Below are 24228 nucleotides of genomic sequence, written 5' to 3' on the forward strand. Positions count from 1 at the left end.
ATTACTCCTTAGCGGCGCGCGGGGAGCGGCGAGGCTTGCGCTCAGGCTGCTCGGGCGCGGCGACGGGCTTGTCGGCTCCGCCGATGTTCTCGCCCTTGTAAACCCAGACCTTGATACCGATGATGCCGTAGGTGGTACGGGCCTCGGCCACGCCGTAATCGATGTCGGCACGCAGGGTGTGCAGAGGCACACGGCCTTCGCGGTACCACTCGGTACGGGCGATCTCGGCGCCGTTCAGGCGGCCGGCGGACATGATCTTGATGCCCTGGGCACCGAAGCGCATGGCGTTCTGCATGGCCCGCTTCATGGCGCGGCGGAACATGATCCGCTTTTCCAGCTGAGTGGCGATGGACTGGGCGATCAGAGCAGCCTCGATTTCGGGCTTGCGCACTTCCTCGATGTTCAGCGTGACGGGCACGGACATCATGGCATTGAGCTGGGTGCGCAGCTTCTCGATGTCCTCACCCTTCTTGCCGATGACCACACCGGGGCGTGAAGAGAACAAGGTGATGCGCGCGTTCTTGGCCGGACGCTCAATTATGATTTTGCTGATGGAGGCATGGGCAAGCTTCTTCTTGAGGAAGTCGCGCACCTTGATGTCTTCGTTCAGCGTAGTCGCATAGGTCTTGCTGTTGGCGAACCATTTGGAAGTCCAGCCCTTGTTGATGGCTAGCCGGAATCCGGTCGGATGAATCTTCTGTCCCATATGTCTTCCTTCAGTCGCCGACCGTCACGGTGATGTGACAGGTGGGTTTGCTAATGCGGTTGCCGCGGCCCTTGGCGCGTGCGGTGAAGCGCTTCAGCACCGGACCCTGGTCGACGTAGATGGTCTTGACCTTGAGTTCGTCAATGTCGGCGCCTTCGTTATGCTCGGCGTTGGCGATGGCGGACTCCAGCACCTTCTTGATGGTGAAGGCGGCCTTCTGGGGAGAGAAGGTCAAAATGTTAAGTGCCTGATCCACGGGCTTGCCGCGTACCAGATCAGCCACCAGCCGGGCCTTCTGTGAGGAAAGCCGCGTGCCACGCAAAATTGCAGATACTTGCATCGCTGCTCTCCTTACTTCTTCTTGGCCTTCTTGTCGGCGGCATGACCCTTGAACGTACGGGTCAGGGAAAATTCGCCGAGCTTGTGGCCAACCATGTTTTCGGTAACAAACACCGGGATGTGCTGCTTGCCGTTATGCACGGCAAGGGTCAGCCCGAGGAAATCCGGCAGGATCGTGGAGCGGCGCGACCAGGTCTTGATCGGCTTCTTGTCGCCGACGGCTGAAGCCGTCAGGACTTTCTTCATGAGATGCCCGTCAACGAAGGGGCCTTTTTTAACGGAACGAGCCATTGCTATACCTCTTACGCTTTATGACGGCGACGCACGATCATGCTGTCGGTACGCTTGTTGTTACGGGTGCGGTAGCCCTTGGTGGGCACACCCCACGGCGTGACAGGCACGCGGCCCTCGCCGGTACGGCCCTCGCCACCACCATGGGGGTGATCGATGGGGTTCATCGCAGTACCGCGCACGGTCGGACGGATGCCGCGCCAGCGGTTGGCGCCAGCCTTGCCGATTGAACGCAGGCTGTGCTCTTCGTTGCCCACTTCACCCAGAGTGGCACGGCAATCAATGTGCACCTTGCGAATTTCACCTGAACGCAAACGCAACTGGGCGTAGCTGCCTTCCCTGGCCAGCAGTTGCACCGAAGCGCCGGCGGAACGGGCGATCTGGGCTCCCTTGCCGGGCATCATCTCCACGCAGTGGATGGTGGAGCCCACGGGGATGTTGCGCAGAGGCAGGCAGTTGCCGGGCTTGATGGGCGCCTCGGCACCACTCATGAGCTGCTGCCCCACCTCGGCACCCCGGGGGGCGATGATGTAGCGGCGCTCGCCATCCGTATAGCAAAGCAGTGCGATGTGGGCGCTGCGGTTCGGGTCATACTCGATGCGCTCGATCTTGGCGGCGATGCCGTCCTTGTTGCGCTTGAAGTCCACGACGCGATAGTGCTGCTTGTGGCCACCGCCCTTGTGACGAGTGGTGATGTGACCGTTATTGTTGCGGCCCGCCTTGCGGTTCTGCTTCTCAACCAGGGTAGCCAGAGGCTTGCCCTTGTGCAGACCGGGCGTGACCACCTTGACGACGGCACGACGGCCGGCGGAGGTAGGTTTGACTTTGACCAGCATGGCTTATTCTCCTGCGGCGAAGTTGAGTTCCTGACCAGGTTTCAGGCACACATAGGCCTTCTTCCAGTCGGAGCGACGACCAAAGAAGCGACCGAATCGCTTGATCTTGCCCTTGACGTTGGCCACTTTCACATCCTTCACCTGCACCTTGAACAGCAGTTCCACGGCCGCCTTGATTTCGGGCTTGGTGGCATCGGAAGCCACGCGGAAGATCACCTGCTCACGCTTGTCGGCCAGCATGGTGGCCTTTTCGGAGATGACCGGGGCGAGGATGACCCGGAGCAGACGCTCCTCTTTCATCGGCACGGCGTTCATGCGTACATCTCCTCGAAAGACTTGACTGCGTCACGCGTCATCAGAACGCGGTCATAGCGAACCAAACTGACGGGATCTGCCTGGTGGGGCTCCAGCACCAGTACGTTGTGCAGGTTGCGAGCCGACAGCCACAGGTTGTCATCCACCACGGGAGAGATGATCAGCACGCGGTCGGTGATGCCCATGTCCTTGAGCTTGCCTGCCAGCACCTTGGTCTTGGGGGTATCCACACCCAGATCGTCCACAACGGTCAGACGACCATCCGCAGCCAGACGAGACAGGATGGTGGCCACGCCGGCCCGGAACATTTTCCGGTTGACCTTGTGAGAGAAGTTTTCATCAGGCTTGTTGGGGAAGGCACGACCGCCCCCTCTCCAGATGGGAGACGAGGTCATACCGGCACGGGCCCGGCCCGTACCCTTCTGTTTGAAGGGCTTCTTGGTGCTATGCCTGACTTCTGCACGGGTCAACTGTGCGCGATCGCCGGTACGGGCATTGGCCAGATAGGCGGTCACAACCTGATGCACCAGGGCTTCGTTGTATTCACGGGCGAACAGGGTGTCGGCGGCAGCCACCACACCCGCGTCCTGCCCCTTTGCATTGACGAGCTTGAGATCCATCACGCAGCTCCTTTCACGGCGGGCCGGATGATCACGTCACCACCCCTGGAACCGGGCACGGCGCCCTTCACCAGCAGCAGGCCACGCTCGGCATCCACCCGAACAACTTCCAGGTTCTGCACGGTGCGGTTCACGGCACCCATATGGCCGGACATGCGCTTGCCGGGGAAAATCCGGCCGGGGTCCTGGGCCTGGCCGATGGAGCCGGGCACATTGTGGGAACGGGAGTTGCCGTGGGAGGCACGCTGGGAGCTGAAGTTGTGCCGCTTGATGGTGCCGGTAAAGCCCTTGCCCTGGGTCACGCCGGACACGTCCACGGCCTGGCCGGCCTGGAAGATTTCCACGCTGACAGCGGCACCGGGTTGATACTGGGCAGCCACATCATCACTGACTCGGAATTCCGTCATGCCAGCTGCAGCATCCACGCCACCCTTGGAAAGGTGACCGGTAACCGCCTTGGTCAAACGGCTGGGTTTGCGCATGCCATAGGCGACCTGGAGGGCAGTATAGCCATCCGTTGAGGCCGTCTTCACTTGGCTGACGCGATTGTTCGACACATCCAGCACGGTCACCGGTACGGACACGCCGTCGTCGGTGAAAATGCGGGTCATGCCGATCTTGCGACCGACAAGGCCTAGACTCATTTCTAGTTCCCTTCTAAAAGGTGCCGACTGCAATTGGCCGGCTCGTTTCACACCGGGGACCGATGGCCGTCCCCTCGCCTTTGTAACCAGTACCGCTTACTGCAACTTGATTTCCACATCCACACCGGCGGGCAGATCCAGTTTCATCAGCGCATCCACGGTCTTGTCCGTGGGGTCGATGATGTCCATCAGCCGCTTGTGGGTGCGAATCTCCAACTGATCCCGGGATGCCTTGTTGACATGGGGGGAACGCAGGATATCGAAACGCTCGATGGCGGTGGGCAGGGGCACGGGCCCCTTGACCACGGCGCCGGTGCGCTTGGCGGTATCCACGATCTCCATGGCAGACTGATCAATCAGCTTGTAATCGTAGGCCTTCAGGCGAATCCGAATCTTTTGGTTTTGCATGTTTATTTCCAAAACTGGAAAAGGGCGGGATTATACCCGCCCTTTTCGCATATTGCGACTGTTATTACTCGATGATCTTCGCCACGACGCCGGCGCCGACGGTGCGACCGCCTTCACGGATGGCGAAGCGCAGACCTTCTTCCATGGCGATGGGGGCGATCAGCGCGGCAGTGATGCTGATGTTGTCGCCAGGCATCACCATCTCGGTACCGGCAGGCAGTTCGATCGCGCCGGTCACGTCCGTGGTCCGGAAGTAGAACTGGGGACGGTAGCCGTTGAAGAAGGGGGTGTGGCGGCCGCCTTCGTCCTTGGAGAGCACGTAGATCTCGGCGCTGAACTTGGTGTGGGGGGTGATGGAGCCAGGTTTGGCCAGCACCTGGCCGCGCTCGACGTCTTCACGCTTGGTGCCACGCAGCAGGGCGCCGATGTTGTCGCCAGCCTGGCCCTGGTCCAGCAGCTTGCGGAACATTTCCACGCCGGTGCAGGTGGTCTTCTGGGTGGGGCGGATTCCGACGATCTCGATTTCCTCACCGACCTTGATGATGCCACGCTCGACACGACCGGTCACCACGGTGCCGCGGCCGGAGATGGAGAACACGTCTTCCACAGGCATCAGGAAGGGCTTGTCGATGGCGCGCTCGGGCATGGGGATGTAGCTGTCCAGGGCGTCGGCCAGCTTGAAGATGCTGGCCTCGCCAATGTCGGACTGGTCGCCTTCCAGGGCCTTGAGGGCGGAGCCGATGACGATGGGGGTGTCGTCACCAGGGAAGTCGTATTTGCTGAGCAGCTCGCGCACTTCCATTTCCACCAGCTCCAGGAGCTCGGCGTCGTCCACCATGTCGGCCTTGTTCATGTACACGATGATGTAGGGCACGCCCACCTGACGGGCCAGCAGGATGTGTTCCCGGGTCTGGGGCATGGGGCCGTCAGCCGCGGACACCACCAGAATGGCGCCGTCCATCTGGGCGGCACCCGTGATCATGTTCTTCACGTAGTCGGCGTGGCCGGGACAGTCCACGTGGGCGTAGTGACGGGTCGCCGTCTCGTATTCCACGTGCGCCGTGTTGATGGTGATGCCCCGGGCCTTCTCTTCCGGCGCCGAGTCAATGTCCGCGTAGTTCTTCGCCGCCCCACCAAACTTCTTCGACAGAATCGTCGTGATCGCTGCTGTCAGCGTCGTCTTGCCGTGGTCAACGTGTCCAATCGTCCCAACGTTCACGTGCGGCTTCGTACGCTCGAATTTTTCCTTGGCCATGTGCGTAGTCCTCGTTTAACTCAATTATTTCTTACTGTTGATCACGGCTTCCGCGACGTTCTTGGGCGCCTCGGAGTAATGCTTGAATTCCATGGTATAGGTGGCTCGACCCTGGGACATGGAGCGCAAATCGGTGGAATAACCGAACATCTCCGCCAGGGGTACCTCGGCCCTGATGGACTTGCCCGTGGGCAGGTCATCCATACCCTGGATGATGCCGCGACGGCGGTTCAGGTCACCCATCACATCGCCCATGTAGTCCTCGGGCGTTTCCACTTCGACGGCCATCATCGGCTCCAGCAGGGCCGGGCTGGCTTTGCGCATGCCGTCCTTGAAGCCCATGATGGCGGCCATCTTGAAGGCCTGCTCGGACGAGTCCACCTCGTGGTAGGAACCATCGAACAGGGTAACCTTCACGTCCACCACCGGGAAGCCGGCCATGACACCGTTGTTAAGAGCTTCTTTCAGGCCCTTGTCCACTGCGGGAATATATTCACGGGGCACGGTACCGCCCTTGATGGCGTCCACGAACTCGTAACCCTTGCCGGCTTCGTTGGGTTCCAGCTTGAGCCAGACGTGGCCGTACTGTCCCTTGCCACCGGACTGCTTGACGAACTTGCCTTCCTGCTCCACGGCCTTGCGGATGGCCTCGCGGTATGCAACCTGGGGCGCCCCAACGTTGGCTTCCACGTTGAATTCCCGCTTCATGCGGTCAACCAGAATCTCCAGGTGCAATTCACCCATGCCGGAGATGATGGTCTGACCAGACTCCTCGTCGGTTCGCACGCGGAAGGAGGGATCTTCCTGGGCCAGGCGGTTCAGGGCCAGACCCATTTTTTCCTGGTCGGCCTTGGTCTTGGGCTCCACGGCCACGTGGATCACGGGCTCGGGGAACACCATGCGTTCGAGGATGATGGGTTTGTCCAGGGCCGACAAGGTATCGCCAGTGGTGGCGTCTTTCAGGCCCACGGCGGCCGCGATGTCGCCAGCGCGCACTTCCTTGATCTCTTCCCGGTTGTTGGCGTGCATCTGCAGGATGCGCCCCAGACGTTCTTTCTTGCCCTTGACGGAGTTGTAAATGCTGTCGCCGGAATTCACCACGCCGGAATAGACCCGGAAGAAGGTGAGCTGGCCCACGTAGGGATCGGTCATGATCTTGAAGGCCAGGGCCGAGAAGGGGGCTTCGTCGCTAGCGGGACGCTCGTCCTGGGAACCATCCTCCCTTTCACCCTTGACAGGGGGAATATCCACAGGCGAAGGCATGTAGTCGATGACCGCGTCCAGCATGGCCTGCACGCCCTTGTTCTTGAAAGCGGAGCCGCACAGCATGGGGACGATCTCGCCGGCGATGGTGCGGGTTCGCAGGGCCTGCTTGATCTCGACTTCGGAGAGGTCACCCTCTTCCAGGTACTTGTTCATCAGGTCTTCGTTGGCCTCGGCAGCGGTTTCCACCAACTTTTCGCGCCACTCATTGCAGGTAGCCACCAGTTCGGCCGGGATCTCCGCATACTCGAATTTCATGCCCTGGGAGGCGTCATCCCAAACGACGGCCTTCATCTTCACCAGGTCCACCACGCCCTCGAACTTGTCCTCGGCGCCAATGGGCACCTGCAGAGGTATGGGGTTGGCCTTCAGGCGCAACTTCATCTGCTCGTAAACCCGGAAGAAGTTGGCGCCCTGGCGATCCATCTTGTTCACGAAGGCCAGACGAGGCACGCCGTATTTGTTGGCCTGCCGCCACACCGTCTCGGACTGGGGCTGCACACCACCAACGGCGCAATACACCATGCAGGCACCGTCCAGCACGCGCATGGAGCGTTCCACCTCGATGGTGAAGTCCACGTGGCCAGGGGTGTCGATGATGTTTACACGGTGCTCGGGGAGGGAGAGATCCATACCCTTCCAGAAGCAGGTGGTGGCGGCGGAAGTGATGGTGATGCCGCGCTCCTGCTCCTGCTCCATCCAGTCCATGGTGGCCGCACCATCGTGCACTTCGCCGATCTTATGGTTGACACCGGTGTAGAACAGGACGCGCTCTGTCGTGGTGGTCTTGCCCGCGTCGATATGGGCGGAAATACCAATGTTGCGATAGCGCTCGATGGGGGTCTTGCGTGCCACGGTCGTGAATCCTTGTGATTATCAGAAGCGGAAGTGAGAGAAGGCCTTGTTGGCCTCGGCCATGCGGTGAACTTCCTCACGCTTCTTCATGGCCGACCCTCGGCCCTCCGCCGCGTCAAGCAACTCGCCCGCCAGGCGTTGCCCCATGGATTTCTCGCCGCGCTTGCGGGCAGCTTCCTTGATCCAGCGCATGGCCAAGGCTGCGCGACGGGCGGGACGAACTTCCACGGGCACCTGATAGTTGGCACCACCGACACGACGGGACTTTACCTCAACCACGGGACGCACATTGGACATGGCCTGGCTGAACACCTCCACCGGGTCCTTGCCGCTCTTCTTGTTGATCTGCTCGAAGGCACCATAGACGATCCGCTCGGCCACCGCCTTCTTGCCGCTGTTCATGATCACGTTCATGAACTTGGCCACTTCGGTGCTACCAAACTTGGGATCCGGCAGGACGATACGCTTGGGTACTTCGCGACGACGGGGCATGTCTAACTCCTTGTCTGTTGCTTGCCGGCTTACTTGCCGGTCTTGGCACGCTTGGCGCCGTATTTGGAACGGGACTGCTTACGGTCCTTGACACCGGCGGTATCCAGGCTGCCGCGCACGATGTGGTAGCGCACACCGGGCAAGTCCTTCACACGACCACCGCGCACCAGCACCACGGAGTGCTCCTGCAGGTTGTGGCCTTCGCCACCGATGTAGCCGATGATCTCGAAGCCATTGGAAAGACGCACTTTCGCGACTTTACGCAGAGCCGAGTTCGGCTTCTTGGGGGTGGTGGTGTACACACGGGTGCAAACCCCCCGCTTCTGGGGGCATGACTCCATGGCGGGCACTTTGCTCTTCTCGATCGGAGCCTGACGGGGCTTCCTTACCAATTGGTTGATGGTCGGCATCTAACGCAATCCCAACAAAACGCTGAATGTATCGACCCGCGGTGCACGCCAAGACAGCGCACACCGCGGGTCGCCTGGAAAAAGACTTTGGATGGTAGTGGTCACCACCAAGCCTGTCAAGCCAATTTAACGCGCTTAACGGGCTTATTCACCACCTTCCTGGGCGACCTCGGTCACGATCACGATCTCCTCCCCCTCCTGTACTGGCATTTCCATGCCGGCCTGCCCCTTGCGGTTGCGGTGATAGGCCAGACCCGTACCAGCGGGGATGAGGCGCCCGACGATAACGTTTTCCTTCAGGCCCCGCAGATCGTCCCGCTTGGCCATGATGGCGGCCTCGGTCAGTACCCGGGTGGTTTCCTGGAAGGAGGCGGCGGAGATGAAGGAGTCCGTGGACAGGGAGGCCTTGGTAATACCCAGCAGGATATTGTCGTAGACAGCGGGCATCTTGCCTTCCGACACCATCTGGTCATTGGCTTGCAGCACCTCGGAACGCTCCACCTGCTCGCCCGGGATGAAACCGGTGTCACCCGGGTCGCTGACGTTGACGCGCCGCAGCATCTGGCGGACCACCACCTCGATGTGCTTGTCGTTGATCTTCACACCCTGGAGACGGTAAACGTCCTGGACTTCGTCGATGACATAGCGGGCCAGGGCTTCGATGCCCTGCAATTTGAGGATGTCGTGGGGATCCTGGGGACCGTCCACGATCATCTCGCCCTTCTGCACCACTTGACCATCGTGCACGGTGACGTGCTTGTCCTTGGGAATCAGGTATTCGTGGGGCACGCCGTCCATGTCGGTAATGACCAGGCGCTGCTTGCCCTTGGTGTCCTTGCCAAAGGATATGGTGCCGGTAAGTTCGGCCAGCACGCCGGCATCCTTCGGCGAACGCGCCTCGAACAACTCGGCCACCCGGGGCAGACCACCGGTGATGTCCCGCGTCTTGGAGGTTTCCTGGGGGATTCGCGCCAGCACGTCGCCCACGTTCACCTCCTGGCCGTCCTTCACGGTGATCAGGGAACCCACCTGGAAGGTGATGCTCACCGCGTGGTCGGTACCGGCGGCCTGCACGTCCTGGCCGTCGGCGCCGATCAGGCGTACCTGGGGTCGCACGCCCTTGGACTGGGCCGCGCCCCGACGCTTGCCGTCGATGACGATGAGGGTGGACAGGCCTGTCACGTCGTCGATCTGCTTGGCGACGGTGACACCATCTTCCACATTTTCGAACTTCACCTTGCCTGCGTACTCGGTGATGATGGGCCGGGTATGGGGATCCCAGGTAGCCAGGGCGGTGCCTGCCTTGATCTGGTCGCCATCCTTGACCACCAGGGTGGCGCCGTAGGGCACCTTGTGGCGTTCCCGCTCCCGGTTGTTGTCGTCCACGATGATGACTTCACCGTTGCGGGAGATCGCCACCTGCTCGTTCTTCACGTTGGTGACATAGCGGATGTTGGAGGAGAAGCGCACGGTACCGGCGGACTTGCCCTCCACCTGGGTGGCGGCAGCGGCCCGGGAGGCGGCACCACCGATGTGGAAGGTCCGCATGGTCAGCTGGGTACCCGGTTCGCCGATGGACTGGGCGGCGATGACGCCCACGGCCTCGCCGGAGTTCACCAGGTTGCCCCTGCCCAGGTCGCGGCCGTAACACTTGGCGCACAGGCCCCAGCGGGTATCGCAGGTCAGGGGGGTGCGCACTTTCACCTCGTCCACGCCCAGGCTGTCGATCAGGTCCACGGCCTCCTCGTCCAGCAGGGTACCGGCATCGAGGACAGTCTCCTGGGTGTCCGGGTGGATCACGTCGGCGGCGGCCACGCGGCCCAGGATACGGTCGCGCAGGGGTTCCACCACGTCGCCGCCTTCCACCAGGGCTTTCATGACCATGCCATTTTCGGTGCCGCAATCGTCCTCGGTGATCACCAGGTCCTGGGTCACGTCCACCAGACGGCGGGTCAGGTAGCCCGAGTTGGCCGTTTTCAGGGCCGTGTCGGCCAAACCTTTCCGGGCGCCGTGGGTGGAGATGAAGTACTGTAGCACGTTCAGGCCTTCGCGGAAGTTGGCCGTGATGGGGGTCTCGATGATGGATCCGTCCGGCTTGGCCATCAGGCCACGCATGCCCGCCAGCTGGCGGATCTGGGCGGCGGAGCCCCGGGCGCCGGAGTCGGCCATCATGTAGATGGAGTTGAAGGACTCCTGCTTGACCTGCTCGCCCTTGGCGTTGGTCACGGTCTCGTGGGAGAGCTGTTCCATCATGGCCCGGGCCACGTCGTCGCCCACCTTGCCCCAGATGTCCACCACCTTGTTGTAGCGCTCGCCCTGGGTCACCAGGCCGGAGGTGTACTGGGTCTCGATCTCCTTCACCTCGTGCTCGGCCTTGGCGATGATGTCGTGCTTCTGGGGCGGCATCAGCATGTCCTGCAGACAGATGGAAATGCCGCCCTTGGCCGCCATGGAGAAGCCGGTGTACATCAGCTTGTCGGCGAACACCACGGTGTCCTTCAGGCCGCACTTGCGGAAGGCGGCGTTGATGAGCTTGGAAATCTCCTTCTTCTTCAGCACCTTGTTGACATGGCTGAAGTCCAGGCCAGGGGGCAGGATTTCGGACAGCATGGCACGACCTGCCACGGTGTCCACCCGAAGGGTCCGTTCCTGGACCTTGCCGGCCTCGTCATACACCCGTTCCTTGATGCGCACGGTGACCTTTGCGTTCAGGTCCACCAGGCCGGACTGCCATGCACTGCGCAGCTCATCCACCTCGGCGAAGCGCATGCCCTCGCCCTTGGCGTTGATGCGCTCCCGGGTCATGTAGTACAGGCCCAGCACGATGTCCTGGGACGGCACGATGATGGGGTCGCCGTTAGCGGGGGAGAGCACGTTGTTGGAGGCCAGCATCAGGGTGCGGGCTTCCATCTGGGCTTCCAGGGACAGGGGCACGTGCACGGCCATCTGGTCGCCGTCGAAGTCGGCGTTGAAGGCGGTACAAACCAGGGGGTGCAGCTGGATGGCCTTGCCCTCGATGAGCACGGGCTCGAAGGCCTGGATGCCCAGGCGGTGCAGGGTGGGGGCCCGGTTCAGCATCACCGGATGCTCGCGGATCACCTCTTCCAGGATGTCCCACACCACCGGCTCCTCGTCCTCCACCATGCGCTTGGCGGCCTTGATGGTGGTGGCCAGGCCCATGACTTCCAGGCGGTTGAAGATGAAGGGCTTGAACAGTTCCAGGGCCATCAGCTTGGGCAGGCCGCACTGGTGCAGCTTGAGGGTGGGGCCCACGACGATGACGGAACGGCCGGAGTAGTCGACGCGCTTGCCCAGCAGGTTCTGGCGGAAGCGACCGCCCTTGCCCTTGATCATGTCGGCCAGCGACTTGAGGGGGCGCTTGTTGGCGCCAGTCATGGCCTTGCCGCGGCGGCCGTTGTCCAGCAGGGAGTCCACGGACTCCTGCAGCATGCGCTTCTCGTTGCGCACGATGATGTCCGGCGCCTTGAGCTCCAGCAGGCGCTTCAAGCGGTTGTTACGGTTGATGACCCGACGGTACAGGTCGTTCAGGTCGGAGGTGGCGAAGCGGCCACCGTCCAGGGGCACCAGGGGACGCAGTTCCGGCGGCAGCACCGGCAGCACTTCCAGGATCATCCACTCGGGGTGGATGCCGGACTTCATGAAGGCTTCCAGTACCTTCAGGCGCTTGGCGTACTTCTTGATCTTGGTCTCGGAGGATGTCTTGGACAGCTCGCTGCGGAGTTTCTCCACCTCGCCGGGCAGGTCGATTCCCTTCAGCAGGTCACGGACGCCCTCGGCGCCCATGCCGGCCTTGAACTCGTCGCCGTATTCCTCAAGCTTGGCCAGGTAATCGTCCTCGGTCATGATCTGGCCACGGTTGAGCGTGGTCATGCCGGGTTCTGTAACGACGTAGGCCTCGAAGTACAGGACCCGCTCGATATCCCGCAGGGTCATGTCCAGCACCATGCCAAGGCGGCTGGGCAGGGACTTGAGGAACCAGATATGGGCCACGGGAGAGGCCAGCTCGATGTGGCCCATGCGTTCCCGGCGCACCTTGGCCTGGGTGACTTCCACGCCGCACTTCTCGCAGATCACGCCGCGATGCTTGAGGCGCTTGTACTTGCCGCACAGGCACTCGTAATCCTTGATGGGACCGAAAATCTTGGCGCAGAACAGGCCATCCCGTTCCGGCTTGAAGGTGCGGTAGTTGATGGTCTCCGGCTTCTTCACCTCGCCGTAGGACCAGGCGCGGATCTTCTCTGGCGAGGCGAGGCCGATCTTGATGGCGTCGAATTCTTCGTCCTGGGTAACCTGTTTGAACAGATCGAGTAGGGCTTTCATGGTCGGTATGCTCCTAAAACCCGATTAATAACGCTCGAGGTCGATATCGATGGCCAGAGAACGGATTTCCTTCACCAATACATTGAAGGATTCCGGCATGCCGGCGTCGATCTTGTGCTCGCCCTTGACGATGTTTTCGTACACCTTGGTCCGGCCGGAGACGTCGTCGGACTTGACGGTGAGCATCTCCTGGAGAGTGTAGGAGGCGCCGTAGGCCTCCAGGGCCCACACCTCCATCTCGCCGAAACGCTGGCCGCCGAACTGGGCCTTGCCGCCCAGGGGCTGCTGGGTGACCAGGGAGTACGGTCCGGTGGAACGGGCATGCATCTTGTCGTCCACCAGGTGGTGCAGCTTCAGCACGTGCATGATGCCCACGGTGGTGGTACGGTCGAAGGCTTCGCCGGAGCGGCCGTCATACAGTTGCACCTGGGTCTTGGCCGGGGTGAAGCCGTTCTTTGCCGTGCGCACATCCTCGGAGGGATAGGCCAGGTCCAGCATGGCCTTGATCTCGCTCTCGTGGGCGCCATCGAACACAGGGGTGGCGAAGGGCACGCCCTTGGTCAGGTTGACCGCCATTTCCACCACCTCGCCATCGGTAAGGCCCTTGATGTCTTCCTTCTTGCCGTTGCTGTTGTAGACCTTTTCCAGGAAGCCGCGTATCTCGCTGGCCTTGGACTCGGCGACCAGCATCTCGTTGATGCGCTCGCCCAGGCCCTTGGCGGCCCACCCCAGGTGCACTTCCAGAATCTGGCCCACGTTCATCCGGGAAGGTACGCCCAGGGGGTTCAGCACGATGTCCACCGGCGTGCCGTCGGCCATGAAGGGCATGTCCTCCACGGGCACGATCTTGGAGACCACGCCCTTGTTGCCGTGGCGTCCGGCCATCTTGTCGCCGGGCTGCAGGCGGCGTTTCACGGCCAGATACACCTTGACCATCTTGATCACGCCGGGAGGCAGTTCGTCGCCCTGGGTGAGCTTCTTCTGCTTGATCTCCAGCATGCGGTCGAACTCCTCCCGCTGCTTGTCCAGGGCATCCTTGATGCCTTCCATCTGGCGGGCCAGGTCCTCGTCGGCGACGCGGATGTCGAACCAGTCATGGGGGTTCACGCCGTCCAGGTACTCGACGGTGATGTCCGTCTTGCCCAGCTTCTTGGGGCCGCCCTTGGCAGGCTTGCCCACCAGCATGCGGCGCATGCGGGCGAAGGCATCTTCCTCCACGATGCGCATCTGGTCGGCCAGGTCCTTCTTGTAGGCGCGGATCTGGGATTCGATGATGGAGTTGGCACGGGTATCCCGCTCGATGCCTTCCCGGGTGAACACCTGCACGTCGATGACGGTGCCGCTCATGCCCGTGGGCACGCGCAGGGAGGTGTCCTTCACGTCGGAGGCCTTCTCGCCGAAGATGGCCCGCAGCAGCTTCTCTTCCGGGGTGAGCTGGGTCTCGCCCTTGGGCGTGACCTTGCCCACCAGCACGTCGCCGGCCTGGACCTCGGCACCCACGTGGGTAATACCCGCCTCGTCCAGGCGGCCCAACTGGGCCTGGGCCAGGCTGGAGATGTCCCGGGTGATTTCTTCCGGCCCCAGCTTGGTATCCCGAGCCACCACCGAGAGCTCCTCGATGTGGATGGAGGTGTAGCGATCTTCCGCCACCACCCGCTCGGAGATGAGGATGGAATCCTCGAAGTTGTAGCCGTTCCAGGGCATGAAGGCCACCAGCATGTTCTGGCCCAGGGCCAGTTCGCCCTTGTCCGTGGAGGCGCCGTCGGCGATCACGTCACCGCGCTCGATCTTGTCGCCCAGGCGCACCAGGGGGCGCTGGTTGATGTTGGTGTTCTGGTTCGAACGCTGGTACTTGGTGAGGGTGTAGATGTCCACGCCCACCTTGCCCGGCACGGATTCGTCATCGTTGACGCGCACCACCACGCGGCTGGCGTCCACATAGTCCACCACGCCGCCGCGGTGGGCGGTGACCACGGTTCCGGAGTCCACGGCGGCGGTACGCTCGATGCCGGTGCCCACCAGAGGCTTGTCCGGGCGCAGGCAGGGCACGGCCTGGCGCTGCATGTTGGAACCCATCAAGGCACGGTTGGCGTCGTCATGCTCCAGGAAGGGAATCAGGGACGCGGCCACGGACACCACCTGGGACGGGGCGATGTCCATGTACTGGATGCGGTCCGACGTGGCCAGGGTGAATTCGTTGCGGTGCCGGCAGGACACCAGGTCGCCGGTGAAGGCACCCTTGTCACTCAGTTCCGCGTTGGCCTGGGCGATCACGTACTGGGCCTCTTCGATGGCGGACAGGTACTCGATCTCGCTGGTCACCTTGCCGTCCGTCACCTTGCGGTAGGGGGTCTCGATGAAGCCGTATTCGTTGGTCTGGGCGTACAGCGCCAGGGAGTTGATCAGGCCGATGTTCGGACCTTCCGGCGTCTCGATGGGGCAGACCCGGCCGTAATGGGTAGGGTGCACGTCGCGCACCTCGAAGCCGGCCCGTTCCCGGGTCAGACCGCCTGGGCCCAGGGCGGAGATACGCCGCTTGTGGGTGATCTCGGACAGGGGATTGGTCTGGTCCATGAACTGCGACAACTGGCTGGAGCCGAAGAATTCCTTGACCGCCGCCGAGATGGGCTTGGCGTTGATCAGGTCATGGGGCATCAGGTTGTCGGACTCGGCCTGGGACAGGCGTTCCTTCACGGCCCGCTCCACGCGCACCAGGCCGGCGCGGAACTGGTTCTCGGCCAGTTCGCCCACGGAGCGCACGCGACGGTTGCCCAGGTGGTCGATGTCGTCCACCTCGCCACGGCCATTGCGCAGTTCCACCAGGATCTTGATGACTTCGACGATGTCCCTGGGAGACAGGGTGAAGCGTTCCTGGACCCGGGGATTCAGGATCTTGGGATCGAAGCCGGCAGCCTTGAGCTGCTTGTTCATCTCGGCCAGCTGGGCCTCGGCCTCCTCCAGGTTGGCGATGTCCTCCAGGCTCACCTTGGACAGGCTGGCCTCGGGGCAGACTTCATACATGTCCTGCAGGGCAGCGGCCAGCTTGTTTTCCCGGTGGTGGGGCGGGAAGACGATTTCCCAGCTGTTCTTGGCCGGCGCATTGATGCGGCGGTTGAACTTCATGCGACCCACCTTGGACAGGTCATAGGCATCGCCGCTGAAGAACAGGCGGTTGAACAGGGCCTCCACTGCGTCCTCGGTGGGGGGCTCGCCGGGGCGCATCATGCGGTAGATGGCCACCCGGGCTGTCCACTGGTCCACCGTCTCGTCGGCGTTCAGGGTCTGGGAGATGAAGGGGCCATGGCCCAGCTCGTTGATGAACAGGGTCTGGAAATCGGTGACGCCGGTTTCCAGCATTTTCTCCAGCAGGCCCTCGGTGATCTCCTCGTTGGCCCGGGCGATGAGCTCGCCGGATTCCGTGTCGATGACGTTCCTGGCCAGCACACGGCCCAGCACGAACTCGTTGTCCACTCCCAGCTTCTTGACGCCGGCGGCCTCCAGATCACGGATGTGCTTGACGGTGACACGCTTGTCCTTGGCAACGATGACCTTGCCATCCTTGCCCAGGATGTCGAAGCGTGCGGTCTCGCCCCGCAGGCGCTCGGGCTTGAGCTCGAATTCCATGCCTTTCTTGCCCACGTGGAAGGCGTCGGTCTCGTAGAACATGTCGAGGATCTGTTCCAGGCTGAAGCCCAGGGCCTTCAACAGGATGGTGACGGGCATCTTGCGGCGACGGTCGACGCGGAAATACACGAAGTCCTTGGGGTCGAACTCGAAGTCCAGCCAGGATCCGCGGTAGGGAATGATGCGGGCGGAGAACAGGAGCTTGCCGGATGAATGGGTCTTGCCCTTGTCATGCTCGAAGAACACGCCGGGAGAACGGTGCAACTGGGAGACGATGACCCGCTCGGTGCCGTTTATGACGAAGGAACCGTTGGGAGTCATGAGCGGAATCTCGCCCATGTAGACCTCCTGCTCCTTCACCTCCTTGATCTTTTCCTTGACGCTTTCCCGGTCCAGAATCACCAGGCGCACCCGGGCCCGCAGGCTGGCGGCATAGGTCAGGCCCCGCTGCTGGCATTCGACGATGTCGAACACCGGGGTGCCCAGCTGGTAGCTCACGTATTCCAGGCGGGCGTTGCCGCTGTGGCTGACGATGGGGAAGATGGATTTGAACGCCGCCTGCAGGCCGATATCGGAACGGGCCTCCATTGGCACCCCTTCCTGGATGAACTCCCGGAAGGACTCAATCTGTGTGGTCAGCAGGTAGGGCACCGGCAGAACGCTGACGCGTTTGGCGAAGCTCTTGCGAAGGCGCTTTTTCTCGGCGAATGTATAGCTCATGACAGTTCCGTCTCCAGTAGACAGGGATCAGGTATCAGAAATTCCGTTCCAATTCAGGTGTGCGACTGAACAGTCGACGCCTGCTGGTACCGCATACCTGATAGCTGATGCCTGAAACGCCAAAAGGCCGGCGATGTGACACCGCCAGCCCCCGGGTGGGCAGGGAGCCCAGGCCCCCTGAACCCCGTTCATGCATGCCTTACTTGATCTCGGCGGTAGCGCCCGCTTCGGTCAGTTGCTTCAGGATGTCGTCGGCCTCGGCCTTGGGGCATCCTTCCTTGACAGGCTTGGGAGCACCGTCCACCAGGTCCTTGGCTTCCTTCAGGCCCAGGCCGGTGATGGCGCGCACCACCTTGATGACGCCCACCTTGTTGGCGCCGGCGGCGGTCAGGACCACGTCGAACTCGGTTTTCTCCTCGGCGGCAGGCGCGGCGGCAGCACCGCCGCCGCCGCCAGCAACCGCGAAGGAAGCGGCGGAAACGCCGAACTTCTCTTCGAACGCCTTAACCAGGTCATTCAGTTCCATTACCGTCATGGCACCGACGGCTTCCAGGATGTCTTCTTTGCTAATTGCCATGTTCAAAACTCCAAAATTGATAGTCGTGAGAGTGTGTACGAAAGCGTGTTCGTGGGATCAAGCGGCGGCGCCTGCTTCCTCGCGCTGCTTGGCCAGTGCGGCCAGGGCGCCAGCAAAGCTGGAGACCGGGGCCTGCATGACGCCCAGCAGTTTGGCGAGAAGTTCCTCGCGGCTCGGGATGGAGGCCAGCTCTTTCACACCGGCTTCGTTCATCACCTTGCCGGCATAGGAGCCAGCCTTCAGGATCAGCTTGTCGTTGGTCTTGGCGAAATCGTTCAGGACCTTTGCAGCAGCCACAGGATCAGCCGAGATGCTGTAAATCAGCGGGCCAACCATATGCTCAGCCAGGCCGGAGAACGGGGTATCCGCCACGGCGCGACGCACCAGGGTGTTCTTCAGCACGCGCAGGTAAACACCGGACTCGCGGGCCTTCTTGCGCAGCACGGTGAGATCGCTCACCGCGACACCGCGGTACTCGGCCACGACGATGGTCTCGGCGTTGGCTACTTGCGCCGCCACCTCGGCCACGACGGCTTTCTTGTCATCCAGATTCAGACTCAAGGTCTTTCCTCCTTTCAAGTCAACACGCGGTGAAAACTGCTCACCGCACCCACGGCGACCTGAACCAGGAGTCTTGCCATTTGCCCATACCAGCTCAAACGACCATCAATCCTGTTCGGGGTGCACCGTCTGCGCAGGCACAACATCGTTGCCATTAAGCCCGGGCTGCCTAACTGCCACAGCCTCCGGCACCTGCGGTCTTTGACGATCCGCTGCCAACCCTAAGGCCGGCAGCGGCCCAAAGCTCTGTCCCGGCACAAGCCGGGATCCAGTTATTACGTATTACTGCTGGGCCACCAGGCTGGCCTGGTCCACGCGCACACCGATCCCCATGGTGCTGGAGATGGACACTTTCTTCATGTACACGCCCTTGGAACTGGCGGGCTTGGCCTTGTTCAGGGCCTCGATCAGGGCAGCCAGGTTTTCCCTCAGGGCCTCGGGCTCGAAGGAAGCGCGACCGATGGTGGCGTGGATGATGCCCGCCTTGTCGGTACGGTACTGGACCTGGCCGGCCTTTGCGTTCTTCACCGCCTCGGTGACGTTGGGGGTCACGGTGCCCACCTTGGGGTTGGGCATCAGGCCACGGGGACCCAGGATCTGGCCCAGCTGACCCACCACACGCATGGCGTCGGGGGTGGCGATGACCACATCGAAGTCCATCTTGCCTGCCTTCACGTCGGCGGCCAGATCGTCGAAACCGACAATGTCTGCACCGGCAGCCTTGGCGGCCTCGGCATTGGCACCCTGGGCGAATACGGCCACGCGCACGGTCTTGCCGATACCCCGGGGCAGCACCACGGAACCGCGCACCACCTGGTCGGATTTACGGGGATCCACGCCCAAGTTGATGGAGGCGTCGATGGATTCGTCGAACTTGGCGGTAGCCGCACCCTTCACCAGGGCCAGAGCTTCGTCGATGGCGTAGTTCTTGGTGCGCTCGACTTTGGCACGCAGGTCCTTGAGGCGTTTGGAAATCTTGGCCATGTCACACACCCTCCACGTTGATGCCCATGCTGCGAGCGGTGCCGGCGATGGTGCGCACGGCCGCGTCCATGTCGGCAGCGGTCAGGTCGGGCATCTTGGTCTTGGCGATTTCTTCCAGCTGGGCGCGGTTGATGGTGCCCACCTTGTCGGTATGGGGCTTGGAAGAACCCTTCTGCACCCCGGTGGCCTTCTTGATCAGAATGGTGGCCGGCGGGGTCTTCATGATGAAGGTGAAGCTCTTGTCCGCGAAGGCCGTGATGACCACGGGGATCGGCAGGCCCGGCTCCAGACTCTGGGTCTGGGCATTGAAGGCCTTGCAGAACTCCATGATGTTCAGACCGCGCTGACCCAGGGCGGGGCCGATGGGCGGCGACGGGTTGGCCTTGCCGGCCGGCACTTGCAGCTTGATGTAGCCAATGATTTTCTTGGCCATATGTCACACTCCTGTTTAGTGAGTCCAATCGCGCTTTTGTCATCCGAACCGGACGGCTACTGACGCTCCTCTGCCGGTTTTAGGCCCCGGCGGGCCAAATCCCCGCTACTTCCCTCAGGCCTTCTCGACCTGGGAGAAATCCAGCTCCACCGGCGTGGCGCGACCGAAGATGGTCACGGAGACGCGCAGCTTGCTCTTTTCGTAGTTCACTTCTTCCACGGTGCCATTGAACTCGTTGAACGGGCCGTCGATGACGCGCACCAGCTCACCCGCTTCAAAGGTCACCTTGGGCTTGGGCTTCTCCACGCCTTCCTGCATCTGTTGCAGGATGGCCTGGACTTCCCGCTCGCTGATGGGGGCAGGCTTGTTGGCGGTGCCTCCCACGAAGCCGGTCACCTTGGGCGTGCTCTTCACCAGGTGCCAGGAATCGTCGTTCATGTCCATCTGCACCAGCACGTAGCCAGGAAAGAATTTGCGTTCGGTGGTCTTTTTCTGACCGCCCTTCATTTCCACCACTTCCTCCACGGGCACCAGGATCTGGCCGAAGCTTTCCTGCATGCCAGCCCGCTCGATGCGCTCATTCAGAGCACGCATCACACTTTTCTCAAAGCCGGAATAGGCGTGCACCACATACCACTGCATCGTCATCACTCACCCCTACCCATGATCAGCTTCACCAGCCACAGCAGACTGCCGTCCACCATCCACAGGAATAGCGCCATGACGATGACGAAGACAGCCACGACGCCGGTCATCTGCATGGTTTCCTTGCGGGTGGGCCAAACCACCTTGCGCGCCTCGGTGACGGATTCCTGGCTGAAGGCGAAGAACTGGCGTCCCGGGGCGGTGAACCAGGCAACGCCTGCCGCCGTCGCCAGACCCGCCAGGACGGACACAACCCGAACCACGGTGGGCATTTCGGACAACAGATAGAAGCCCGCGATGCCCGCCGCGACCAACAGGGCCGCCGCCAGCAATTTGATGTTATCTACCATCTAGGGTTAATCGTCCGGCATTACCCGGCGTCCCGTTATGTACTACTTATCTGGCAGGCCAGGAGGGTCTCGAACCCCCAACCTTCGGTTTTGGAGACCGACGCTCTGCCAATTGAGCTACTGGCCTGTACTTTACTTTCGACTACTGACGACAAAAGGCGGTGGGCCCGCCTTTCGTCGCAGACTGCACGCTTGCGTTACTCGATGATCTTCGCCACGACGCCGGCGCCGACGGTGCGACCGCCTTCACGGATGGCGAAGCGCAGACCTTCTTCCATGGCGATGGGGGCGATCAGCGCGGCAGTGATGCTGATGTTGTCGCCAGGCATCACCATCTCGGTACCGGCAGGCAGTTCGATCGCGCCGGTCACGTCCGTGGTCCGGAAGTAGAACTGGGGACGGTAGCCGTTGAAGAAGGGGGTGTGGCGGCCGCCTTCGTCCTTGGAGAGCACGTAGATCTCGGCGCTGAACTTGGTGTGGGGGGTGATGGAGCCAGGTTTGGCCAGCACCTGGCCGCGCTCGACGTCTTCACGCTTGGTGCCACGCAGCAGGGCGCCGATGTTGTCGCCAGCCTGGCCCTGGTCCAGCAGCTTGCGGAACATTTCCACGCCGGTGCAGGTGGTCTTCTGGGTGGGGCGGATTCCGACGATCTCGATTTCCTCACCGACCTTGATGATGCCACGCTCGACACGACCGGTCACCACGGTGCCGCGGCCGGAGATGGAGAACACGTCTTCCACAGGCATCAGGAAGGGCTTGTCGATGGCGCGCTCGGGCATGGGGATGTAGCTGTCCAGGGCGTCGGCCAGCTTGAAGATGCTGGCCTCGCCAATGTCGGACTGGTCGCCTTCCAGGGCCTTGAGGGCGGAGCCGATGACGATGGGGGTGTCGTCACCAGGGAAGTCGTATTTGCTGAGCAGCTCGCGCACTTCCATTTCCACCAGCTCCAGGAGCTCGGCGTCGTCCACCATGTCGGCCTTGTTCATGTACACGATGATGTAGGGCACGCCCACCTGACGGGCCAGCAGGATGTGTTCCCGGGTCTGGGGCATGGGGCCGTCAGCCGCGGACACCACCAGAATGGCGCCGTCCATCTGGGCGGCACCCGTGATCATGTTCTTCACGTAGTCGGCGTGGCCGGGACAGTCCACGTGGGCGTAGTGACGGGTCGCCGTCTCGTATTCCACGTGCGCCGTGTTGATGGTGATGCCCCGGGCCTTCTCTTCCGGCGCCGAGTCAATGTCCGCGTAGTTCTTCGCCGCCCCACCAAACTTCTTCGACAGAATCGTCGTGATCGCTGCTGTCAGCGTCGTCTTGCCGTGGTCAACGTGTCCAATCGTCCCAACGTTCACGTGCGGCTTCGTACGCTCGAATTTTTCCTTGGCCATCGTCTATCCCCCAGCAATTAACGGATCAACAAACACTCATAAACCTGGTGCCCATGGGCAGGATCGAACTGCCGACCTCTCCCTTACCAAGGGAGTGCTCTACCACTGAGCCACATGGGCAAAACTCTAAATACCTGCTGCGACAGCATTCCAATCTGGAGCGGGTAGCGGGAATCGAACCCGCGTCATCAGCTTGGAAGGCTGAGGTTCTACCATTGAACTACACCCGCTTTACCTCGCTATGACCGGCGCGGTGCGGTACCAAACCTGGTGGTGGGGGAAGGATTCGAACCTTCGAAGGCAGTGCCGTCAGATTTACAGTCTGATCCCTTTGACCGCTCGGGAACCCCACCGCGAAAGCGCGGCATTATGGTAGGGAAGCGACTACTTGTCAATTACACATTGAACAAGAAATTCATGATGTCGCCGTCCCGGACCACGTATTCCTTGCCTTCGGAGCGCATCTTGCCGGCCTCCTTGGCGCCCTGTTCCCCCTTGAAGGCGACAAAGTCTTCAAAAGCAATGGTTTGCGCGCGAATGAAACCCCGTTCGAAGTCCGTGTGGATCACGCCGGCGGCCTGGGGGGCGGAGTCGCCCTTGTGGATGGTCCAGGCCCGCACCTCCTTCACCCCGGCGGTGAAATAGGTCTGCAGACCCAGCAGATCGTAGGCGGCGCGGATCAAGCGATTGAGGCCCGGCTCATGGAGCCCCATGGCCTCCAGGAAATCCGTCTTGTCGGCATCCTCCAATGTGGCAATCTCCGCCTCGATGGCGGCACACAGAGCCACCACGGGCGCACCCTCGGCATCGGCCAGGGCATGGAGGCGATCCAGGTGGGGATTGTTCTCGAAGCCGTCTTCCGCAACGTTGGCCACGTACATGGCCGGTTTCACGGTCATCAGACAGAGGGGCGCCAGCAACACTTTATCTTCGTCGGACAGCCCCAGGCTGCGCACCGGCTTGGCCTCGTTCAGATGGGGCAGCAGCCTGTCGTACAGGGCGACGAGTTTCTGGCCCTCCTTGTCGCCGGCCCGGGCCTTCTTCACATCCCGGGCATGGGCCTTCTCCACCGTGGCCAGGTCCGCCAGGGCCAGTTCCGTGCCGATGACTTCGATATCCGAGATGGGGTCCACCCGGCCTGCCACGTGCACCACGTTTTCGTCCTCGAAGCAGCGCACCACGTTGACGATGGCATCCGTCTCGCGGATGTTGGCCAGGAACTGGTTGCCCAGACCCTCTCCCTTGGAGGCCCCCGCCACCAGGCCGGCGATGTCCACGAACTCGACGATGGCCGGCACCACCCGCTGGGGCTTGACGATCTCCGAAAGCAGCTTGAGCCGGGGGTCCGGCACCTCGACGATGCCCACGTTGGGCTCGATGGTGCAGAAGGGATAGTTCTCGGCGGCGATGCCCGCCTTGGTGAGGGCGTTGAAGAGGGTGGATTTGCCCACGTTGGGCAGGCCGACGATGCCACATTTCAGACTCATGTCATTTCCAGTACTAGGCCCCGGGGGGCTTGGTTGCGGGTTGGGCGGGTTTTTCCCGGGATTTTTCCTGGGCCAAGGCCAATGGCTTAGCGTTGGCCCGCTGCATGGCGGCGTTCCAGTCGCCCCGCTGCATGATGGGCCACAGCGCCAGGGCCCGGTCCAGGCTGGAGTCGATCTCCGCCCGTTCTTCCCGGCGGGGTGGCTTGAGCACATAGTTCACCACCTCGTTGCGGTCGCCGGGGTGGCCGATGCCGATGCGCAGACGCCAGTAATCCTGGGTACCCAGGTGGGCGGTGATGTCCTTGAGGCCATTGTGGCCACCCAGGCCACCGCCGAACTTCAGCCGCAACTGGCCGGGCGGGATGTCCAGTTCATCGTGCACCACCAGGATCTCGGCGGGCGTGATGCGGTGGAATCGGGCCAAGGTCCCAACGGATTGTCCGGAACGGTTCATGAAGGTCTGGGGCATCAGCAGCCAGACTCCGGCGCCGCGGGCGTTCGCCACGCGACCATGGAAACGGCTCTCGCTGGAAAAGCTGGCACCCAGTTCAAGCGCCAGCCGCTCACAAAACCAAAACCCGGCGTTATGCCGGGTCTCAGCGTACTCGTTGCCGGGATTCCCAAGGCCGACGACCAGACGGATGGCCGGATGACTGCCCGCCTGCATCTGCCCGGGTATCCCCT

At 62.1% G+C, this 24228-nt stretch carries 23 protein-coding genes and 4 tRNA genes; all 27 read right to left on the reverse strand.

The window, feature by feature from the left end:
- Position 1: 1 nt before the first annotated feature.
- The 27 genes from rpsC to pth all read right to left on the reverse strand — a co-directional run bounded on the left by rpsC (position 2) and on the right by pth (position 24211).
- Positions 2-706: a 30S ribosomal protein S3 gene (gene rpsC, locus H6935_07325; GenBank protein MCP5278159.1), complete on the reverse strand. Its 705-nt coding sequence runs from the start codon at positions 704-706 to the stop codon at positions 2-4.
- Positions 707-716: 10 nt separating this feature from the next.
- Positions 717-1046, reverse strand: coding sequence for a 50S ribosomal protein L22 (gene rplV / locus H6935_07330; protein MCP5278160.1), 330 nt, complete (start codon positions 1044-1046; stop codon positions 717-719).
- 11 nt (positions 1047-1057) lie between these two features.
- Positions 1058-1336, reverse strand: a complete 279-nt coding sequence (gene rpsS, locus H6935_07335; GenBank protein MCP5278161.1) for a 30S ribosomal protein S19 — start codon at positions 1334-1336, stop codon at positions 1058-1060.
- Positions 1337-1347: 11 nt separating this feature from the next.
- A complete protein-coding gene (gene rplB, locus H6935_07340; GenBank protein ID MCP5278162.1) occupies positions 1348-2172 on the reverse strand; it encodes a 50S ribosomal protein L2 in 825 nt (274 codons plus the stop codon).
- 3 nt (positions 2173-2175) lie between these two features.
- Positions 2176-2487, reverse strand: a complete 312-nt coding sequence (rplW, locus tag H6935_07345; protein ID MCP5278163.1) for a 50S ribosomal protein L23 — start codon at positions 2485-2487, stop codon at positions 2176-2178.
- Positions 2484-3107 (reverse strand): 50S ribosomal protein L4, encoded by a 624-nt coding sequence (gene rplD, locus H6935_07350; GenBank protein ID MCP5278164.1) that lies wholly within the window; start codon positions 3105-3107, stop codon positions 2484-2486. The genes rplW and rplD overlap by 4 nt, the downstream gene beginning before the upstream one ends.
- Entirely contained in the window at positions 3107-3751 is a 645-nt protein-coding gene (gene rplC / locus H6935_07355; GenBank protein ID MCP5278165.1) for a 50S ribosomal protein L3, read from the reverse strand. The genes rplD and rplC overlap by 1 nt, the downstream gene beginning before the upstream one ends.
- A 96-nt stretch (positions 3752-3847) precedes the next feature.
- Positions 3848-4159: a 30S ribosomal protein S10 gene (gene rpsJ, locus H6935_07360; GenBank protein MCP5278166.1), complete on the reverse strand. Its 312-nt coding sequence runs from the start codon at positions 4157-4159 to the stop codon at positions 3848-3850.
- 64 nt (positions 4160-4223) lie between these two features.
- The gene (tuf, locus tag H6935_07365) at positions 4224-5414 is read right to left on the reverse strand and encodes an elongation factor Tu (GenBank protein MCP5278167.1); all 1191 of its coding nucleotides are present in this window, start codon (positions 5412-5414) and stop codon (positions 4224-4226) included.
- Between the two features lie 24 nt (positions 5415-5438).
- Complete coding sequence (gene fusA, locus H6935_07370; protein ID MCP5278168.1) at positions 5439-7532, reverse strand: elongation factor G; 2094 nt, start codon at positions 7530-7532, stop codon at positions 5439-5441.
- 21 nt (positions 7533-7553) lie between these two features.
- Positions 7554-8024, reverse strand: a complete 471-nt coding sequence (gene rpsG / locus H6935_07375; GenBank protein ID MCP5278169.1) for a 30S ribosomal protein S7 — start codon at positions 8022-8024, stop codon at positions 7554-7556.
- Positions 8025-8053: 29 nt separating this feature from the next.
- A complete protein-coding gene (gene rpsL, locus H6935_07380) occupies positions 8054-8434 on the reverse strand; it encodes a 30S ribosomal protein S12 (GenBank protein ID MCP5278170.1) in 381 nt (126 codons plus the stop codon).
- A 144-nt stretch (positions 8435-8578) separates the two neighbouring features.
- Positions 8579-12775, reverse strand: a complete 4197-nt coding sequence (rpoC, locus tag H6935_07385) for a DNA-directed RNA polymerase subunit beta' (protein ID MCP5278171.1) — start codon at positions 12773-12775, stop codon at positions 8579-8581.
- Positions 12776-12799: 24 nt separating this feature from the next.
- Positions 12800-17119, reverse strand: coding sequence for a DNA-directed RNA polymerase subunit beta (gene rpoB, locus H6935_07390; GenBank protein ID MCP5278172.1), 4320 nt, complete (start codon positions 17117-17119; stop codon positions 12800-12802).
- 199 nt (positions 17120-17318) lie between these two features.
- A complete protein-coding gene (rplL, locus tag H6935_07395) occupies positions 17319-17696 on the reverse strand; it encodes a 50S ribosomal protein L7/L12 (GenBank protein ID MCP5278173.1) in 378 nt (125 codons plus the stop codon).
- A 57-nt stretch (positions 17697-17753) separates the two neighbouring features.
- Positions 17754-18257 (reverse strand): 50S ribosomal protein L10, encoded by a 504-nt coding sequence (gene rplJ / locus H6935_07400; GenBank protein MCP5278174.1) that lies wholly within the window; start codon positions 18255-18257, stop codon positions 17754-17756.
- 282 nt (positions 18258-18539) lie between these two features.
- Complete coding sequence (gene rplA / locus H6935_07405; GenBank protein ID MCP5278175.1) at positions 18540-19241, reverse strand: 50S ribosomal protein L1; 702 nt, start codon at positions 19239-19241, stop codon at positions 18540-18542.
- Between the two features lies 1 nt (position 19242).
- Positions 19243-19674 (reverse strand): 50S ribosomal protein L11, encoded by a 432-nt coding sequence (gene rplK / locus H6935_07410; protein MCP5278176.1) that lies wholly within the window; start codon positions 19672-19674, stop codon positions 19243-19245.
- Positions 19675-19788: 114 nt separating this feature from the next.
- Positions 19789-20322 (reverse strand): transcription termination/antitermination protein NusG, encoded by a 534-nt coding sequence (nusG, locus tag H6935_07415; GenBank protein MCP5278177.1) that lies wholly within the window; start codon positions 20320-20322, stop codon positions 19789-19791.
- Positions 20322-20669 (reverse strand): preprotein translocase subunit SecE, encoded by a 348-nt coding sequence (secE, locus tag H6935_07420; GenBank protein ID MCP5278178.1) that lies wholly within the window; start codon positions 20667-20669, stop codon positions 20322-20324. Before secE ends, nusG begins: the two co-directional genes overlap by 1 nt.
- Positions 20670-20720: 51 nt before the next feature.
- Positions 20721-20796: transfer RNA gene (locus H6935_07425), tRNA-Trp, on the reverse strand.
- A 70-nt stretch (positions 20797-20866) separates the two neighbouring features.
- Positions 20867-22057 (reverse strand): elongation factor Tu, encoded by a 1191-nt coding sequence (tuf, locus tag H6935_07430; GenBank protein ID MCP5278179.1) that lies wholly within the window; start codon positions 22055-22057, stop codon positions 20867-20869.
- A 45-nt stretch (positions 22058-22102) separates the two neighbouring features.
- Positions 22103-22177: transfer RNA gene (locus tag H6935_07435), tRNA-Thr, on the reverse strand.
- Between the two features lie 36 nt (positions 22178-22213).
- Positions 22214-22287: transfer RNA gene (locus H6935_07440), tRNA-Gly, on the reverse strand.
- A 38-nt stretch (positions 22288-22325) separates the two neighbouring features.
- Positions 22326-22410, reverse strand: a tRNA-Tyr gene (locus H6935_07445).
- 42 nt (positions 22411-22452) lie between these two features.
- Entirely contained in the window at positions 22453-23544 is a 1092-nt protein-coding gene (ychF, locus tag H6935_07450; protein MCP5278180.1) for a redox-regulated ATPase YchF, read from the reverse strand.
- Positions 23545-23557: 13 nt separating this feature from the next.
- Entirely contained in the window at positions 23558-24211 is a 654-nt protein-coding gene (gene pth, locus H6935_07455; GenBank protein MCP5278181.1) for an aminoacyl-tRNA hydrolase, read from the reverse strand.
- Between the last annotated feature and the right edge of the window lie 17 nt (positions 24212-24228).

It is taken from the genome of Thiobacillus sp. (assembly GCA_024235835.1).
Lineage (GTDB): Bacteria > Pseudomonadota > Gammaproteobacteria > Burkholderiales > Thiobacillaceae > PFJX01.